Origin of the sequence: Enterococcus hulanensis, assembly GCF_005405485.1 — a bacterium.
GTDB lineage: Bacteria > Bacillota > Bacilli > Lactobacillales > Enterococcaceae > Enterococcus_A > Enterococcus_A hulanensis.
On sequence record NZ_BJED01000015.1, the window covers coordinates 42,381 to 58,793 of the forward strand.

The following is a 16,413-nucleotide window of genomic DNA, read 5'->3' on the forward strand; positions in this document are numbered from 1 at the left end:
TATAATAAATATGGGTAAATTATCAAAAAAGAATGGAGCAGTGCGATGGAAAAAATAAGAGTAAATCATTTACGTGACCATGTAGAGCAGAAGTATCGCGCAAAGTTGTACAGAGTGTGGAGGACCGGTGTGCTGCTAACTATCCTGCTATTAGGCTGCATACTCATCTCCGCCCCTGAAAAAACACAGGCGAGTGTTTGGCAAGCCAATTCGGTAGAGACAATCAAAGCAAAGCTGAAAGATGGGCAAAATTCTTATACCTTTGAATCTGGGGATACGTTTTACAATATCGGCTTAGCAGTAAATGTAAAATGGCAGACCTTGATGGAGCTGAATGGATTTGAAGAAGGCAGTCAGTATACGATCCCTGTTGGAACGACGATCAAATTCGACGGCACTAAGCTTACTGTAATAGATGAAAATGGAAGCGTTATCGGTGAGAGGAAACTTACTGAGAAAGATAAGATTGATCCAGCGAAACCTTTTGCCAACCAAACCTTGAATCCAACTCAGTCAGAGAAAGCACAAAAACCGCAAACAAATACAGCAGATAAGAAAACTTCTAACGCGGGCAAATCTGGACAAGCGGCTGCAGCTAACGAGCCGACTAACCAAACGGTAAAACCGCTCGATAAAGCACAGGCCGAAAAAGAAAAACAGGCGGCAGAAGCAGAAAGACAACAGGCGGCTAAGGAAAAACAAGCAGCCGAAAAAGAACGGCAGGAAGCTGAACGGCTAAAACAGGCAGCGGAGCAAAGATTAACGGAGGCGTTAAATAAAGAAAACGACAAAACCTATCGCGAGCTCGAAGCAAAACAAGCAGCGGCAGCAGTTAAGGTGGCAGAGGCACAAGCCAATTATGATGGACTCACCACGCAATTAATAGGAGTCGAGCAAAAAGTCACTGAAGCTCAAGCCGCTCAACAAGCCGCTCAAACCGCTTTATCGACTGCTCAAACGACCATTAATGCAGCAAGCCTCAATCAAGCAAATGCTCAACAACGTGTGAATGATGTCAGTGCGCAGATTTCTGCTTTGCAAGGCCAAGCGGGAGATGACACGAATATCCAAGCGCAGTTGGAGCAATTGACTCAACAACTTGCCGCAGCACAAGGCGAGTTAAATACGTACGGGGCGCAGTTAGCTGCGGCTCAACAAGCTGTTGATAATGCGCAAGCTACGTATAATGCAGCGGAGACAGCATTTAATTCTGCTGTTGCTGAAAAAGCATCGATTGAAACAGCTATTGCCCAAGCGCAAAATACACTAGCTGCCGCCCAGCAAGTATTGGCGGATTTTCCGAACCCATCGATCGCCGCAATTAGTGAAGAAGCCAAAAAAATTCAAGCAGAGTTAGCACAGTACGATAGTCGTATCACTGCTTTAGACCAACAGATCAATGATTTATCGAATAAAATCCAAACCCTTAACGACCGCATCGCTCTCTTGGATCAGATTATCGAAGGAGTAATCACTGAGGCGAATACTGTTGAAACAAAAGGGCAAGAAGCTGGCGACTCAGCAGCCGATACCGAAAATCATATCGGTAAAGCAAGTGATGCGGCAGAAGAAGTCGAGAATAATTTGCCGCATATTCCTGTCAACGTAGACAAATTTGTAACGATTATGGTAGACGAGGAAGGAAACACAATAACTGACACTGCTGGATATGTGAAGGTCACTGCATCTCAACCAGTGAAGTCTGTTGAGACGCTAGCTAATGGCGACACGGTCACTACGTACACGACCACGGAGACATATCGCAAGATAGTAAATACAGAAAAAGAAGTAATCATTAACGTAGATGAAGCGGGCAATGTTCTGAACAATTTAGCAGGCTATTTCAAAATCAAAGAATCCGAGCCAGTGAAAAGTGTAGAAGAATTAGCCAATGGCGACACGGTCACTACGTACACGATCACAGTGACATACCACAAAATAGTAAACACAGAAAAAGAAGTGATTATAAACGTAGATGAAGCCGGTAATGTTCTAGGTAATTTAGCAGGCTATTTCAAAATCAAGGAATCAGAGCCGGTGAAAAGTGTAGAGGAATTGGCTAATGGCGATACGATCACTACCTATACGACCACCGTGATCTACCACAAAATCCAAAATATCAATAAGTACGTAACAAAAAATGTCGATGAGACAGGGAAAGAATTGAGTGATCTGACAGGTTACGAAAAGGTTTCCGAATCCCAACCTGTCAAAACGATAGAAGAATTAGCTAATGGTGATACGGTCACTACCTATACGACGACTATCACATACAAGAAACTAACAGATCCAATCATTGAAGCTATTAAATCAGCGAATGATGCTGAAATTCAAGCAATCCAAGACCACGTAGCAAATAGCAATACTAAAGTCACGGTTGAACAAGCGGATAAATTGGTGAATGTCGAATTTTCAAAAGAAGTAGCGAAGCATTTTGAAAAGCTGGTTCAGGAGGAACAAGAAAAGTACGGTGAAACTAAGGTAAGCAACACGAAGGATGACGCAGCGTACCGGGAAGTCGCCGAGCGAGCAGTTGAAGTCATGTATAATTTTTCTCATAATCGTCCGACAAATAACGCCAGCGATGGAACCTATGTGATTGCTCGTGAAAAAGGATCAGAGAAAATGGGCTTTTGGACTGAAAATATTTCCCATACCTACGTTAGAAAATCGGATGTGAAGGGAGATTCGAGTATTCTTGCTCAATTGATTGCTCAGCAGATGTTCGAGCAATATATTGAAAATGAACGGGAGGCCGGAAGACTCGGTGATTACACAAACGGCGGACACTATATCAATATCATCCAATCAGGTTTTTCAGATATGGCACTTGCCGTATTTATCATTGATGCCGACGATTACTATAAAGTCGCTACTACAGTGTGTACAGGACCTGTTTCAATCGTAAAATAATTAAAAGGAGCGCGTCTGATTTTTTCAGACGCGCTCTTTTTTGCGATCTATCTCCAGCCCAAGTCAGGAGCAATATCTTTCACGATGCTCTCAAGTAAATGAATATTGTATTCGACACCCAATGTATTTGGGATCGTCACCAGTACAGTATCGGCTTCCTTGATCGCTTCATCTTCCGCCAAGTCCTTAACGATCTTGTCGGGTTCACCTGCGAAGGTCTTGCCGAAGATCGTTGGATTTTGGTGATAAGCAAGGAATCCAACTTGATCGTAGTTGGCATCGTCGCCTTGATGGCCGAATAGTTGACGATCCAAGTCGGTCGTGATTGGTTGGATCGAGCGTGTAACTAATGTTCGCGGCTCGAAGTCATGACCAGCTTCCTTCCATGCTTCTTTATATGCCCGTAATTGTTTGGCCTGCTGCACATGGAAAGGTTCATTGGTTTCGTAGTTCACCAATGTCGATGACTGCAAGTTCATTCCGTGTTGCGCTGCCCAAACTGCTGTTTGTGTCGAGCCAGCACCCCACCAGATTCGTTGACGTAATCCTTCTGAATAAGGTTCAAGTCTTAATTTTCCTGGTGCTTGCGGGAACATAGGCTGTGGATTCTGTTCAGCGAAGCGTCCCCCTTCGATCAGTTTCAAAAATTCCAATGTCCGTTCGCGCGTCACATCTTTGATTTCTTCTTCGCTGTAGTCGTAGCCGAAGTATTTCCAACCATCAAGGACTTGTTCAGGTGAACCACGGCCCACACCTAATTGCACTCTGCCTTGAGTGATAATATCTGTTAGTCCGGCATTTTCCGCCATCATATATGGATTTTCATAACGCATGTCGATCAAGCCGGTACCGATCTCAATCTTGCTGGTTTTAGCTCCGATTGCTGAAAGTAATGGGAATGGCGAACCAATCTGATCCGCAAAATGATGCACACGATAGTATGCGCCGTCGATCCCGATCTTTTCCGCTTCAACGGCTAATTCAATGGATTGCAAATAAGAATCTGCGGCTGTTTTTACAAGTGAGCCCTGATCCATCCAATGTCCGAAGCTCAAAAAGCCAATTTTTTTCACGTAGATAACCTCCCCAAAAACCACTCTATTTTACTTACTATTAATAAGTTAAACAGAGTATACTACTTTCTTTTTTTCAAAGCGAGGATTTGTTCTCGCTGAATTGAAAGAGCCCGTGGGGTAAAAAAATTTAGAACATTTTCTTAAATGTTTTCATCGATTCGATTATTCTCGCCCCAAATACACATTTGATCCAGCACACCCATCAGAGATTTCCCGCGTTCGGTAAGTGAGTATTCGACCTTTGGCGGAATTTGGGGATAGATTTCTTTATGGATCAATCCATCGGCTTGTAGTTCTTTTAACTTTTGGCTCAATGTTTTATCCGAGATACAGTTGAGGTAGCGCTGAAGCTCATTGAAACGAACGATCGAAAATTCTTCCAAGCAGTATAGAATCGTCATCTTATATTTTCCTTCGATCAGCGACATGGTATAGCTAAAGCCTGTCTCTTCAAAATTAGCATCGCAGATACGTTTATCTTCCATATTTATCCCACGCTTTCTTTTAGGTAAGTTACTTACAAAAATATCGGTACTGGATTATTGTTTGGTTTGTTAATACCATAACAATATAGTTAACGATCTGTCTAGGGTAAGTTTAGAAGGAGGAATATTGTATGAAAAAGGAACTTGGTGTGCACCCGTATCTGTTTCCGATGCCTGTTTTGATGATCGCCACTTATGGCGAGGATGATGTGGTGAATGTGATGAATATGGCTTGGGGCGGTATGTGTGCCAAGAATCTGGTGGCACTGAATATCACGAAAACGCATAAAACAGCTGAGAATATTCGGCAAAGAGGCGCGTTCACTCTTAGTATTGCGGATATTCCGCATCTGAAAGAAGCCGATTTTTTTGGAATCGCTACTGGAAATAAGATACCAGATAAATTCGAGCGCAGCGGCTTGCATGCGATAAAGAGCGACAAAGTAGATGCGCCAGTGGTAGAAGAATTTCCTGTCACTTTGGAGTGCAAAGTAGTAAATATTCAAGACGATGAGTTCGGCTATCGAGTAATCGGCGAGGTGCTCAACGTTCTAGCCGATGAAGAAGTTTTGGATAAAAAAGGAAAAATCGATCCAACGAAACTCAATGCATTTGCTTTTGATCAATTCCAAAATGGCTATTATGCGATTGGCGAAAAAGTTGGTCAAGGATGGAAAAGCGGTGCGAAAATGGCGCGGGATGCGAAGAAAGGGTAGTCACTTAAATCCATAATAAAGAAGCCGTTCAGTACCATAATTTGTGGTAGTTGAACGGCTTATTCTTAAATAAAACTCTCCAAAAATTCTGTCGCCACTCGCTCAAAGGATTCATCATAATCAATCACTAATTGCTTTAATGGTTCTATTAGACTGACTTTTTTGCCTTGGCTTTGAACCTCCAGCAATAATTCCTCGCCATTTAGACGGAAATCGACAAAGACTTCATCATCGATATTCGTTTCTAGATAATCGATCATCGATTCAAAGTAACCCTCAGCCAACGGTTCTGCGACTTCCATCAGTACATGGTTCATCAAGCTTTCAACATCTGCATTTTTATATAGAAGAAAGTGTTTGCTGACGAAAGCAGAATTATACGGATTTTCGATGTTAAAATCTAAAAATTGCAGATACTCTTCTATTTCGCCGATCTTCTCCAATGTATCGAATACTTTGCGTAGAATCCGCAGCAACGCTTCATCCAGTATGGCATCAAAGCGATCCTTTGGATAAAGAGTCTCGATGTTTTCCTCTTCCTCATAAAAACCGGCTTGTACTTTTTCAAAATAGCAGCCCTCTGGTTGTTCTTTGACAAAGAAGCTTATGTGCATTCCCATTTGGTTCACCTCGCTAGATTATTGATGAGCCCTTGCAGAGGCATCAGTAAAAATTTTAATTATCATTGACGATCTTTTGGATTTTTTCTGCAAGGTGACGGATCACATTCGGTGCACTGCTGCGGAAATCTTCGATGAATGAACCGGATAAGCTGTCGACCGTGCCGACTTCTTTGTTCATGATGTCAAAAATGGCTAGCGTCTGATCTTCCGGCTGCCATTTTACTTTCCAGTATGGTCCTTCCAGATCGCCATCAAGAATTTGCTGGGCATTGTCCAATACCGCTTGGCGGATGACTTCTTCTTCAGTGGCATCCGTGCCTTTTTCTAACAGGTAGTTCAGCTTTTGTTCGACTTCAAACATATTTTCGGGAACTAATGAATACATATTTTTACTCTCCCTTTCGCGCAATCGCGAGGTTCTATTTCCTCAGTTATACTCAAAATTCCATAAATCTGCAAAGAAAAACCCTTGTGCCGCAACTTGACACAAGGGTTTGAGCGTTCTATTTTCTCCAATTTTCTGGCCGCATAAACTCATCCGAACAACGCACGGTTCCAGAATAATCCTTCAATGATAAATCTTGGTTTAAGGCCAGGACCATCCAAGCGTCTTCTTTGCCTTTTTCTATCGGATAGGGCGCTTGCAGTCCAAACGGTAAAGCTGGCTTGAAGCCGTGTCTCGGATAATAATCGATATGACCTAAGACAAAGACGAGATCAACCTGATTGCTCTTCAAAAGACGTAAGCCTTCCTTGATCAGCATGCCGCCGATTCCTTGTTTTTGATATTCTGGTACCACCGCTAATGGGGCAAGTATCTGAACAGAAAGCTGCTCGTGTTCTGTGATCGAAGCCTTGGTAAAAAGGATATGGCCGATTGCTTTTTCGTCAGCAAAAGCCAAAAGAGAGAGTAGCGGTTGGGCTGTCGCATCTGCTAGCAGCAGTTCAGTCAAGTCTGCCTCGTCTAATTCTCCAAATGCACGTTTTTCTACTTGATAGATAATTTCGTTATCTTCTTTTGTTGTTTCTCGAATCGTAATGTTCATGGTTTGCTCTCCTTAATAAATGAATTTGTTCATCTGAATTAAGAGCAAATCACCGATAGTAAACACAAGTTAGTCAAACAAAAGCCTCCTTTGTTTTGATACATCCATTATAAAAGAAACCGATTGCAGGAACAAGCAGGGTTATGCTTGCTGATTTTTGAGCTTGTGAACTGTTTCGATGTCTAGTCCGGTAGCTTTTGCTACTTTTTCTGGACTAACTCCAATTTTTAGAAACTCGATTGCTAGGGTTCGCTTTTCTTCCTTTCGTCCTTCTTCCAAGCCTTCTTTCCGCCCATTTTCCATCGCTGTTACAATGACGGCATCAGAGATGGCTTTGGATTTTTCAATGTTCATGATCATTTCTTTTTCCTTCCTTTCCAAGGTTAAGAATTCAATCTTTCTTTTTGCTTCTTTTATATAGTCAGGTGCAGTTGATTTGATTTCTCCGGTTTTTAGAAAATAATGCCAATGATAGGCGGCCTTTTGTCTTCTAATATGCTGATTTTTTAAACTGAGAAAACATAAAATCAATAATTCTTTCTCATTCCCATTTAAAAAAGGCTGATGGGTTTGGTCGTTCAATATGCGAAACAATTGTAGCGCTTCGCCCTTTTGATCAAATAAATGGAAATTCAAAATATTAATCCCATATGCGGGTCGCAGACTGGAAAAGTTATTCTTTTTCTTTTCCTTCTTTTTATCGATATTTCCAAAAGGTGAACGAAAAGCCTCCGCCAGATAGAAAATGGTTCGCTCATGGAAGTAGTCATGTGGTTGAATCTGACATTCAATCGTGGCATGGCTGCCGTCTTCTCCGGTGGCTAGGATGTCCACCTCTGTTCGGCGGATATCCATTTTTTCATAAGATTTTTTATAACTGTCAATATGATACGTTTCTTTTGGCGTAAGGGTCTGGAATTCGAGGCCTAGCAGGTCTTTGACAAAGGCTTTTAGGATATGCGAGGAATCTTCGGAGGTCAACATCTTCTTAAATATGTCTAGTTGCACGAACAAGCTCTTTGAAGCAATAAGCGAAAATTTTGTTAAATTTGAGGAGCAATTTATCAAAATTTTAGTCTTATTGTTCAAGAGCTGACCGAGTTCGTTCCGCTTTTCTAAGCAAATCATTCGTTGGTAAATATTTTTGCATTTTTTCACACCTTTCAGCTGAAAGGCTTATCTCGCCTCAATTATAGCATGGCCCATCAGCAGCTTTCTATCCTAAGATACGCAGAATCTCCCTGTTCGATGTAAGAAGGAAAGGCTTAGAAAAAAACTTGACTCTTCCTTTGGGTAAGCGTTCATAATAGAACTATGTTATGGGAAGAGGAGATGGATTATGAATAATTTAGTCAAGATTAGGGATGTGTCCAACAAGTACAATATTACAGCGCGTGCGCTGCGCTATTATGAGGACATGGGGTTGCTGAAAAGTATCCGAAACAGCGACTCGCCTTATCGAATGTACGATGACGATGCGGTTCGGCGGATCGAACAAATCCTTATTTTACGAAAATTGAACATCAGTATCAAAGATATTAAGCGGATCTTCGGGGCTTCTGGCTCGGATGTCGTTTTAGAGGTATTAGGGAAAAAAGTAGAGAATATCGATGATGAGGTTTCTCTGCTGAATGAACTGAAAAATATTGTCCTCGACTTTATTGAGGAAATAGAGAAGCTGAATTTTTCTAATAATGCCGATATCAAGCAGCTATATGACAAAGCCAAAGAAATCGAAACGCAAATCGTAAGCGTCGATTACATCGGCAAACCTGCCAACATGAATCGTTTGATCGAGATTACGGATAAATTAGACAAAAAGATCCCTGATGTCATGGTGATAAGAATTCCGCCGTTTAGGGCCGTAACCTCTGGGGAGCAAACGTTTGAAGATATTTTCAAAGAAGGCGGTTATATGTTTCAATTATGGCAGCACTATCCTTTATACCGTCCGGTGATTTTTGACTGTTTGGATTTTATGCTGGTAAATGAAGATAAAGCTACCATGGTGTGTGCTGTTAAAGATAGCGTCAGGAAAGAAGATGTCAGTCCGCTCCAGCTGATTGATTTTCCCGGCGGGTTATACGCGATGGCAGTTAGTATCGATGAAGACGATGAGAGTATCAAGAAGGTTCAAGACAAAATCTTCCAATGGGTCGAAAGTACAAATTTTGAAGTCGATAAAAATCGCAGCTTTATGTTCAATATGCCTTATTTAGACGAAGAAAATATTTATCAAAAGGATATTGAAAAAGGACTGGGCTATCGACAAATGCAAAGATATGTCCCGATAAAACTGAAAGAGGACTAGTTAAAAAAACAGGAATAAGCAATCAACACCTGCGGGACTGCAAAAGCCGCAGGTGTATTTATGCTACGGATACAAAAGAAACGATCCCCCCTTGGACTTCTGAATATTTCACTTGTCGGGGAGTTGTTAAATAACACTTGCGTTGCAACTGGTTTCATCATTTAGACTAGGGGTAACAAAACAGCAAAGGGAGTGTTTTAGATGAATTCAGTAGTAGAAATTACGGATATGTTGGGCGTGGATTATTATTATGTGTCGGTATCGTTTGAAAGAAACGCGCTGTTTTTAGAAAAGCCTAGAGGATTGTTTGCGAAGAATATCAAAAGCCGAATCAAGCTGTCTGAGATTAAGGATATTTCTGTGATGAATCAACAAGGTGTCGACACGCTTTCCTTTTTCTATGATCGGAATTGGTACACGTTTATCGATTACGGGAATCATATCGTGTCTAGTCTAAAAAGAAATCTAATGTTCATTTAGGAAAGTAGGGAGTTTTATTGGCCGCTTCGAAGAAAAAAATGGTTGTTTTTGATATTGATGGTACACTGTTAGGGAGTAATAAAAAAGTTCTTTTCTCCACGCTTGAAGCCTTGACGAGGCTGAAGGAACAAGGGCATACGTTGTTTGTCGCAACAGGCAGGAGTTTATTATATGCCAAGCCGATCATTCAGCTGCTGGGCTTTCAAAATTATATTGTTTGTAATGGCGCCATTGGATTTGTCGATCACCAGCAAACCTTCGGCAACGAATTGGCATCTGCTGATCTTTTTGAGTTGTTAAATCGATTCTCGCAGGAAAAAGTAGATGCGGTCATCGTGACCTTGAATCAATTGTATCGGGTTTCCAGCTTTGATTTGGAAAAAATGCGTAGGGCTATGAGCTATGTTGGCGGGGCTTTGCCGCCTGTTCATAACCAAGCTGAAGCGCTGATCTATCAAGTATTGGCCTTTTACGATCATAGCATGGAGCAGGCGATCGAGCCGCATTTTTCAACCTTTGATTTTGTCCGCTGGCATGACGATGGGGTGGATATCATTCCTGCAAGCGGATCGAAGGCAACGACTATTTTGGAATTAGCTGGACAGTTAGGTTTTGATAGAGAGGATATTCTTTCCTTTGGCGATGGCTTGAATGACCGAGAAATGCTGCAGACTTCGGGAATCGGTGTGGCGATGGGAAATGCAACGCTTACGGTCAAGAAAAGTGCGGATATGATCACGGATACTAATGATGATGACGGTATTTTCAACGCGTTGAGGCGATTATCTCTTATTTGATAAGGAGTTCGATATGGTTACGATTAAAGAATTAGCAAAGCTTTCTGGATATTCCACTACGATGATCTCGCGGGTCATCAATAATTACCCGTATGTCGATGAGGAAAAACGGCGTGAAATTCTAAAGCTGGTGGATGAGTTGAATTATCGGCCGAATTCCATTGCTCGAAATTTGAGTATTGGAAAGACCTATAATATCGGCGTGATCGTTCCTTCGCTTAATCGTCCCTATTTTGAACAGATCGTCAGCGGAATCGCCGAAGAAGGCTTTCATCATAATTACAAGGTCACTCTGCTGCCCACGAATTATGATCGGAAAATAGAATTGGGGTATCTGGAAGAATTATCTACCAAGTTGTATGACGGCCTGATCATTACCTCGAAGATCAATAGTCTAAAGAAGATCCTTGACTATCAACAATACGGCCCGTTGATTTTTTGCGAATATGTTCCAAATGAGGGCGTGGCGAGTGTTTCGATCGATCGCGAGAAGGCTTTTATGGATACGATGGCTTACTTTTTTGACCATAACGTGAAGAAGATCGGTATGACCACAGGCAGAAATGAGCGCTACAGCGACAGTACCAAGCTCCTTTTAAAGCTGGCGAAGAAGAATTTTAAATCCTTCGACCAATCCGATGTTGTTCGGAACTGCCGGACATATGAAGACGGCTATCGAGCGGGAAAATTCTTTTACGAAGAAAATCAGGTAGAAGCCATTCTGACTAACGGCGATGAAGTGAGTGCGGGAATTTACGATTTTTATCGCGGCAAAAAGCTTCCGCTGATCGTCGGACAAGACAATCTGTTAGCCAGTAAGCTGCTGAATCTCTCAACGATCGATTACCATCTGACAAAATGCGGACGGGAAGCCTTCCTGCAATTTATCAATAATAGAAAAGACAAGATCATGATCGAATCAACGTTTATAGAACGATAGGAGATGGGGGACCATCTCTTTTTTGTATTCATACGCTATTTACACTGATGACTATCAATAATATGAATAGAAAAAAGAAGGATCAGCAAACTATTGCCAATCCTTCTTTTTGATTTAGACGCTTTCGATGCTTTTGATACCATTTTTGTACATTTCATCAATTAATTTTTTGTCTGTTTGGTTATCTGTAATCAACAAATCAATTTTATCAATTGGCAGGAAGGTATACAGGGCGCGGCGGCCAATTTTTGTATGATCAGTGACGACAATTCTTTTGGCAGTAGCAGTAATCATATTTTTTTTAGTCGTAATCAGCAACTCATTAAAATGCGTCAGACCTTTTTCCACATTAAGTGCGGGTGTCGCGATAAAAGCCTTATCCACACTAAATTGCTGTAATGATTCATTAGCGATTTGACCGTTTAACATATAACTATCATGAAAAAGGGTTCCGCCAGTTACGATCGTAGTGATCGATCTGTTTGATCGTAAAACCGAAGCGATATTCACATCGTTCGTGATAATCGTAATATTTTGTAGCTGCGGCATTTCATTTAAAGTTTTTGCGATTTGCAGAGTTGTGGTTCCAGAGTCTAAAATGACTGCTTCACCACTTTTTATAAATTTTGCAGCATATTTTCCAATGCGCGTTTTTTCAGTGATATTTTCAGTTGCCCGATCCTCAAATACAGGTTCATCTTGCTTGATACTTGCGGGGACTACTCCGCCATGAATTCTTACAACTAATCCTTGAGATTCCAGTTCGTCGAGATCTCTTCGAATCGTCGTTTCATGAACTTGAAAAATCTCAGAAAGTTGAGACACAGAGATAAACTGTTTATTTTCAATGGCATCTAGTAGTTTTACTCGTCGCTCACCAGTCAACATCTTCTTTCCCCCCTCACGCCTTTTCAAGTACTCAAGACCATATGAATAACCTTAAAAGCTGATTTGACCTTTATTCTAAGAAAAATGGCTCGACTTGTCAATGTAAACAATTAGTTATCGCGCGTATTCGAGCGATAACGAGCGATTAGCGTATTCTATTTTTATTAAAAAGGCTTTTTCACAAATTATATTGTTATTTAATTTGAAATTGGTTTTTGTTAATAATTATATTTCTGTTCAATTGGAATTGTTTGATAGTAGTATGTTTAAAGGGTAATATCAATGCTTTTTTGAAATCTAAATAGGAAGATTACTTTAGACATATAAATTATTTAATTTTTTTCAGCAAATAAAACGTTTACAAAAGTTATCACCGATGCTATACTCGTAAACGAGCAATAAAGAGTGAAAACGAGCATTAAAATGAGGAGGAATTTTAGAATGGATAAAACGGTTGAATCAAGAGTATTTAGTCTTGTTGAACCAGGAGTGATTAAAGAAGTTCAAAAAAAGAGAGCAATCCCAGCTGGTTGGGTAGCGATAGAACCGACTTATGCGAGTATTTGTCATGCGGATTTAAGATATTTTGCCGGATTGCGTCGGCCCGAAGCGTTAGCTAAAAAATTACCGATGGCCTTATTACATGAAGGAATTGGTGTAGTAAAGGAAACAAATTCAGATAAGTTCGCGGTTGGGGATCGAGTAGTAGTTGTTCCGAATATTCCAGGCCAAATTTTACATCCAGAAATTGAGCAAAAACCGGATGTACCTGTGAATTACTCTAAAGGAAATGCCTTCTTAGGAAGCGGCTACGATGGCTTGGCCCAAAGCCGATTGGTTCATCCCGAGGAATGTCTAGTTAAAATTCCGGATGAGATTCCTAATGAGATCGCTGTTTTATCGGAATTATCTTCTGTTTCACATCATGCGATCAGTCACGTAGAAGAGAAGCTGAAAAAGGCTGATACCTGTGTTGCTCTTTTTGGCGACGGACCGGTCGGTTACTTTACAGCTGTCATGTTGAAGTACTTGTATGGAATAGATGCAGAACGTTTTGTGATTTTCGGTGCAGCAGACGACAAGCTGGCTCATTTTGATTTTGCCCGGACTGAGAATGTTTTGACCTATGATTTTAAAAATTCCAAAGAAAAGTTTGATGTCTTGATTGAATGTACCGGCGGCAAATTCAGCGAGAGTGCTTTAAACCAAGCAATTGAGCTAGCGGATTCGTTAGCAGATATCATTTTTATGGGTGTGACGGAGGAATTAGTTCCGATCGATACACGGGATATTTTGGAAAAAGGGATCACCGCACATGGCAGCAGTCGTTCATCCACAGTTGATTTTGAAGCAGTCGTTGAAGGTATGAAAGACGCAGCATATCGAGAAGCTTTAAGTAAAATTCTACCTAAACAACTATCGGAAATTGCCTCAGGCGAAGATTTTACGAAAGTTATGGAAAAATTTGTTGAAAATCCTGGTTGGAACAAAACAGTGATGCATTTTACTTGGTAATCCGGAAATAAATTAACTATGAATGGAGTGGCAAAGGTGACAGGAATTTTAGTCGTGACTCATGGCGAAATGGCTACAGGATTGATGGATAGTCTAAGTCTTATTATGGGGGAGCAAGAGGACTATCAAACGCTAGGTTTAAAACATGGAGATGACATTGTTGAGTTCAGTGAAAAAATTCAAGCCGGAATTTGTGAGCTGGATCATGGAGAGGGCGTTTTAGTTTTAGTTGATCTGTTCTCAGCGAGTCCTTACAATCAGGCGGCGATGTCCTTTAACAAGTTGAAAAATCACAAATATCGCCTTGTTTCAGGAGTGAATCTTCCAATGTTGATCGAAGCATTTAATCAACGAATGATCGGAGCTGATTTGGAAACGATGTATCAGGCGGCGATGAATGCAGGAAAAGATGGTATCAAAGAATTCTTAGAAGAAATGGCTAAATTAAATTCATAAAAGGAGTGTTCTAAAATGGGAGAAATAGTTTTAGCAAGAATAGATGATCGTTTGATTCATGGGCAGGTAATGACTGCTTGGTTGCAATTTACAGGAGGGAATCACATCGTTATTGTCGATGACGCAACAGCCGGTGATGAATTTACTAAGTCCATCATGTCCATGGCAGTGCCAAGTGGGATTAAGTTATCTATTTTAGGCATTGATGACGGAGCAGCATTATTAGCGAATGTTCCAGATGGTCATAAGATTATTGTTTTAGCAAAAGAACCTCAAACCTATTTGAGTCTAATTGAAAAAGGCGTGAAGTTTGAGGAGATTATTATCGGCGGTATGGGTGCACGGAAAGATCGGAAAACCTTCCACAAAAATATTTCAGCATCAGAAGAAGAAAAAGAAGCATTTAGAAAAATTGTCGGCAACGATGTAAAAATGAAGATTCATGTTATTCCGGATCAAGGTTCGCAAGCAATTGAAGGATTGCTTTAAAACAATATTTTAGTAAAGGAAGTGTCAAAATGAAAATAAGCCTCATCCAAGCAATTTTGATTGGTGTTGTCTATTACCTCGGGATTAATGGAACACCTTGGCTGTCATTAGTGGGGACTCACGGTTGGATGCGACCATTAGTGAATGGGACTGTTGTTGGTTTGATTTTAGGTGATCCGGTGCAAGGTTGTATTATCGGAGCGGCAATTAACCTGCCATATCTTGCCTTTATCTCAGCTGGGGGAACTGTTGCAATGGACCCAGCGCTTGCCGGAACTCTTGGAACCGCTTTAGCGATGGCGGCAAAAGTTGAACCCGCAGTTGCAGTAACCTTAGCCGTGCCAATCGGTCTACTAGGAACTCTGATCTGGGTTGCTCATATGACGGTAGACATCACATTTGTTCATATGGCAGATAAAGCCGCAGAAGAAGGAAAAATCGATCGAATCAACTGGCTTCATATCGTACCACCGCAATTATTTTTACTTTTGATTACTGTTGTTCCTGTCGCATTGGCTGCTTATCTTGGAGCGGATGCAGTAGAAGGAATCGTGGATGCTTTAAGTGGTCGACCTTTAGATGTTCTTTCAGCTATTGGAGGCATCTTACCAGCATTAGGGATTGCGATGAACTTGCGGGCAATGAATGGAAAAGGAACCTTACTATTCTTCACATTTGGCTTTATGTTGGCGATCTATTCTGGCTTACCATCTGTGCCAATCGCTATTTTCGCAGCCATTATTGGTTATGTCTTTACTGAATTGTATTTGAAAGATAAGAATGGGGGCTTGGCATAATGGATCAAACGATAGAAACAAAAAAAGAAAAGCTGTTGACTAAAAAAGATGTAGTTAAAGCTTTCTGGCGTTGGACCTTCTTCTCACATGCAAACTACAATTATGAACGGTTGCAAGCTACCGGTGTTGTTCATGCGTTCAGCCCTATTTTGAAAAAGCTTTATGGGAAAGATGAAGATGAAATGAAGGCTGCTTTAGAACGGCATATGCAATTTTTCAATACCGAGCCTTCATTCGGCGGTCCTGTTTTATCAATGACTATTGCGATGGAAGAAGAACGAGCAATGGGAGCAGATATCAATGATCAGACGATCAACGGACTGAAGACTGGGTTAATGGGACCTTTGGCTGGGATCGGGGATACTTTATGGCAAGGAACATTAATTCCGATTCTATTATCCTTCACATTACCTTTTGGTGCTAAGGGAAATATCTTCATGGGTCCAGTGTTGTTCTTTGCTCTGCATTGGATCATTATGACGGTCATCGCATACTTCTTGTGGATTCAAGGTTACGAACAAGGTAAGGAAGGGATTCAAAAGATGATGGCCGGCGGTCGGCTGTCTTACATCATGACCTTTTCTCAAACGCTCGGCGCGATTGTTATTGGATCGTTGGCAGCGAATTTCGTGAAGGTGGCCACACCATTGAGTGTGCATTTAAGTGGTAAAGAAAGCTTATCCATTCAAACGGATGTATTGGACAGTCTAGTAAAAGGTATCCTTCCACTAGGGGTAACACTGCTTACTTACTATCTATTGAAGCATAAAAAATATACACCAACCAAAGTATTAGTGATTCAAATCGTTGGAGGCGCAATTTTAGCGGCACTAGGGTTAGTTGTTAACTCATTGTAATGAATAAGCGACGTTAGAGTGAAG

18 protein-coding genes are annotated in these 16,413 nt (G+C 41.1%); 11 read left to right on the forward strand and 7 right to left on the reverse strand.

Going from position 1 to position 16,413, the window contains the following annotated elements:
* The first annotated feature begins 45 nt into the window (after positions 1-45).
* Complete coding sequence (locus FFR60_RS15870) at positions 46-2,913, forward strand: LysM peptidoglycan-binding domain-containing protein (RefSeq protein WP_137664883.1); 2,868 nt, start codon at positions 46-48, stop codon at positions 2,911-2,913.
* Positions 2,914-2,960: 47 nt separating this feature from the next.
* On the opposite strand, the gene FFR60_RS15875 is transcribed toward FFR60_RS15870, so the two are convergent.
* Both FFR60_RS15875 and FFR60_RS15880 read right to left on the reverse strand, forming a co-directional pair.
* Positions 2,961-3,986 (reverse strand): LLM class flavin-dependent oxidoreductase, encoded by a 1,026-nt coding sequence (locus FFR60_RS15875; RefSeq protein ID WP_137664884.1) that lies wholly within the window; start codon positions 3,984-3,986, stop codon positions 2,961-2,963.
* Between the two features lie 143 nt (positions 3,987-4,129).
* Complete coding sequence (locus FFR60_RS15880) at positions 4,130-4,474, reverse strand: winged helix-turn-helix transcriptional regulator (RefSeq protein ID WP_088933843.1); 345 nt, start codon at positions 4,472-4,474, stop codon at positions 4,130-4,132.
* Between the two features lie 131 nt (positions 4,475-4,605).
* On the opposite strand from FFR60_RS15880, the gene FFR60_RS15885 reads away from it, so the two are divergent.
* On the forward strand, positions 4,606-5,190 hold the full coding sequence (locus FFR60_RS15885) for a flavin reductase family protein (protein WP_088933842.1): 585 nt from the start codon (positions 4,606-4,608) through the stop codon (positions 5,188-5,190).
* A gap of 65 nt (positions 5,191-5,255) precedes the next feature.
* Here the strand turns inward: FFR60_RS15885 and FFR60_RS15890 are convergent, their stop codons facing one another.
* The 4 genes from FFR60_RS15890 to FFR60_RS15905 all read right to left on the reverse strand — a co-directional run bounded on the left by FFR60_RS15890 (position 5,256) and on the right by FFR60_RS15905 (position 7,867).
* A complete protein-coding gene (locus tag FFR60_RS15890) occupies positions 5,256-5,810 on the reverse strand; it encodes a hypothetical protein (RefSeq protein WP_137664885.1) in 555 nt (184 codons plus the stop codon).
* Positions 5,811-5,865: 55 nt separating this feature from the next.
* Entirely contained in the window at positions 5,866-6,198 is a 333-nt protein-coding gene (locus FFR60_RS15895; RefSeq protein ID WP_137664886.1) for a hypothetical protein, read from the reverse strand.
* A gap of 118 nt (positions 6,199-6,316) precedes the next feature.
* Positions 6,317-6,859 (reverse strand): GNAT family N-acetyltransferase, encoded by a 543-nt coding sequence (locus tag FFR60_RS15900; protein ID WP_137664887.1) that lies wholly within the window; start codon positions 6,857-6,859, stop codon positions 6,317-6,319.
* A gap of 141 nt (positions 6,860-7,000) precedes the next feature.
* Positions 7,001-7,867, reverse strand: coding sequence for an Rpn family recombination-promoting nuclease/putative transposase (locus FFR60_RS15905; RefSeq protein WP_249355018.1), 867 nt, complete (start codon positions 7,865-7,867; stop codon positions 7,001-7,003).
* Positions 7,868-8,198: 331 nt separating this feature from the next.
* On the opposite strand from FFR60_RS15905, the gene FFR60_RS15910 reads away from it, so the two are divergent.
* The 4 genes from FFR60_RS15910 (at position 8,199) to FFR60_RS15925 (ending at position 11,387) form a co-directional block, all read left to right on the forward strand.
* On the forward strand, positions 8,199-9,170 hold the full coding sequence (locus FFR60_RS15910) for a MerR family transcriptional regulator (protein WP_088933831.1): 972 nt from the start codon (positions 8,199-8,201) through the stop codon (positions 9,168-9,170).
* 201 nt (positions 9,171-9,371) lie between these two features.
* On the forward strand, positions 9,372-9,650 hold the full coding sequence (locus FFR60_RS15915; protein WP_137664888.1) for a hypothetical protein: 279 nt from the start codon (positions 9,372-9,374) through the stop codon (positions 9,648-9,650).
* Positions 9,651-9,667: 17 nt separating this feature from the next.
* On the forward strand, positions 9,668-10,447 hold the full coding sequence (locus FFR60_RS15920) for an HAD family hydrolase (protein ID WP_249355019.1): 780 nt from the start codon (positions 9,668-9,670) through the stop codon (positions 10,445-10,447).
* Between the two features lie 13 nt (positions 10,448-10,460).
* Positions 10,461-11,387 carry a LacI family DNA-binding transcriptional regulator gene (locus tag FFR60_RS15925; protein WP_137664889.1) on the forward strand — a complete coding sequence of 309 codons (927 nt, stop codon included), beginning with the start codon at positions 10,461-10,463 and terminating at the stop codon, positions 11,385-11,387.
* Positions 11,388-11,501: 114 nt separating this feature from the next.
* On the opposite strand, the gene FFR60_RS15930 is transcribed toward FFR60_RS15925, so the two are convergent.
* Positions 11,502-12,275: a DeoR/GlpR family DNA-binding transcription regulator gene (locus FFR60_RS15930; protein ID WP_137664890.1), complete on the reverse strand. Its 774-nt coding sequence runs from the start codon at positions 12,273-12,275 to the stop codon at positions 11,502-11,504.
* Between the two features lie 441 nt (positions 12,276-12,716).
* Between FFR60_RS15930 and FFR60_RS15935 the strand changes: the two genes are divergently transcribed.
* The 5 genes from FFR60_RS15935 to FFR60_RS15955 are packed head-to-tail and all read left to right on the forward strand — an operon-like array spanning position 12,717 to position 16,389.
* The gene (locus FFR60_RS15935) at positions 12,717-13,790 is read left to right on the forward strand and encodes an alcohol dehydrogenase catalytic domain-containing protein (protein ID WP_137664891.1); all 1,074 of its coding nucleotides are present in this window, start codon (positions 12,717-12,719) and stop codon (positions 13,788-13,790) included.
* Between the two features lie 36 nt (positions 13,791-13,826).
* Positions 13,827-14,246: a PTS sugar transporter subunit IIA gene (locus FFR60_RS15940; RefSeq protein ID WP_137664892.1), complete on the forward strand. Its 420-nt coding sequence runs from the start codon at positions 13,827-13,829 to the stop codon at positions 14,244-14,246.
* 15 nt (positions 14,247-14,261) lie between these two features.
* The gene (locus FFR60_RS15945; protein ID WP_088933825.1) at positions 14,262-14,735 is read left to right on the forward strand and encodes a PTS sugar transporter subunit IIB; all 474 of its coding nucleotides are present in this window, start codon (positions 14,262-14,264) and stop codon (positions 14,733-14,735) included.
* 29 nt (positions 14,736-14,764) lie between these two features.
* Positions 14,765-15,532, forward strand: coding sequence for a PTS mannose/fructose/sorbose/N-acetylgalactosamine transporter subunit IIC (locus tag FFR60_RS15950; protein WP_088933824.1), 768 nt, complete (start codon positions 14,765-14,767; stop codon positions 15,530-15,532).
* On the forward strand, positions 15,532-16,389 hold the full coding sequence (locus tag FFR60_RS15955; RefSeq protein ID WP_088933823.1) for a PTS system mannose/fructose/sorbose family transporter subunit IID: 858 nt from the start codon (positions 15,532-15,534) through the stop codon (positions 16,387-16,389). Before FFR60_RS15950 ends, FFR60_RS15955 begins: the two co-directional genes overlap by 1 nt.
* The last annotated feature ends 24 nt before the right edge of the window (positions 16,390-16,413 follow it).

Excerpts from the sequence above, each read along its gene's own strand:
- FFR60_RS15925 (WP_137664889.1), top strand. The coding sequence starts at position 10,461 with ATGGTTACGATTAAAGAATTAGCAAAGCTTTCTGGATATTCCACTACG.
- FFR60_RS15885 (WP_088933842.1), top strand. The coding sequence starts at position 4,606 with ATGAAAAAGGAACTTGGTGTGCACCCGTATCTGTTTCCGATGCCTGTT.
- FFR60_RS15880 (WP_088933843.1), bottom strand. The coding sequence starts at position 4,474 with ATGGAAGATAAACGTATCTGCGATGCTAATTTTGAAGAGACAGGCTTT.
- FFR60_RS15890 (WP_137664885.1), bottom strand. The coding sequence starts at position 5,810 with ATGGGAATGCACATAAGCTTCTTTGTCAAAGAACAACCAGAGGGCTGC.
- FFR60_RS15945 (WP_088933825.1), top strand. The coding sequence starts at position 14,262 with ATGGGAGAAATAGTTTTAGCAAGAATAGATGATCGTTTGATTCATGGG.
- FFR60_RS15935 (WP_137664891.1), top strand. The coding sequence starts at position 12,717 with ATGGATAAAACGGTTGAATCAAGAGTATTTAGTCTTGTTGAACCAGGA.
- FFR60_RS15910 (WP_088933831.1), top strand. The coding sequence starts at position 8,199 with ATGAATAATTTAGTCAAGATTAGGGATGTGTCCAACAAGTACAATATT.
- FFR60_RS15900 (WP_137664887.1), bottom strand. The coding sequence starts at position 6,859 with ATGAACATTACGATTCGAGAAACAACAAAAGAAGATAACGAAATTATC.
- FFR60_RS15915 (WP_137664888.1), top strand. The coding sequence starts at position 9,372 with ATGAATTCAGTAGTAGAAATTACGGATATGTTGGGCGTGGATTATTAT.
- FFR60_RS15930 (WP_137664890.1), bottom strand. The coding sequence starts at position 12,275 with ATGTTGACTGGTGAGCGACGAGTAAAACTACTAGATGCCATTGAAAAT.
- FFR60_RS15895 (WP_137664886.1), bottom strand. The coding sequence starts at position 6,198 with ATGTATTCATTAGTTCCCGAAAATATGTTTGAAGTCGAACAAAAGCTG.
- FFR60_RS15870 (WP_137664883.1), top strand. The coding sequence starts at position 46 with ATGGAAAAAATAAGAGTAAATCATTTACGTGACCATGTAGAGCAGAAG.
- FFR60_RS15955 (WP_088933823.1), top strand. The coding sequence starts at position 15,532 with ATGGATCAAACGATAGAAACAAAAAAAGAAAAGCTGTTGACTAAAAAA.
- FFR60_RS15950 (WP_088933824.1), top strand. The coding sequence starts at position 14,765 with ATGAAAATAAGCCTCATCCAAGCAATTTTGATTGGTGTTGTCTATTAC.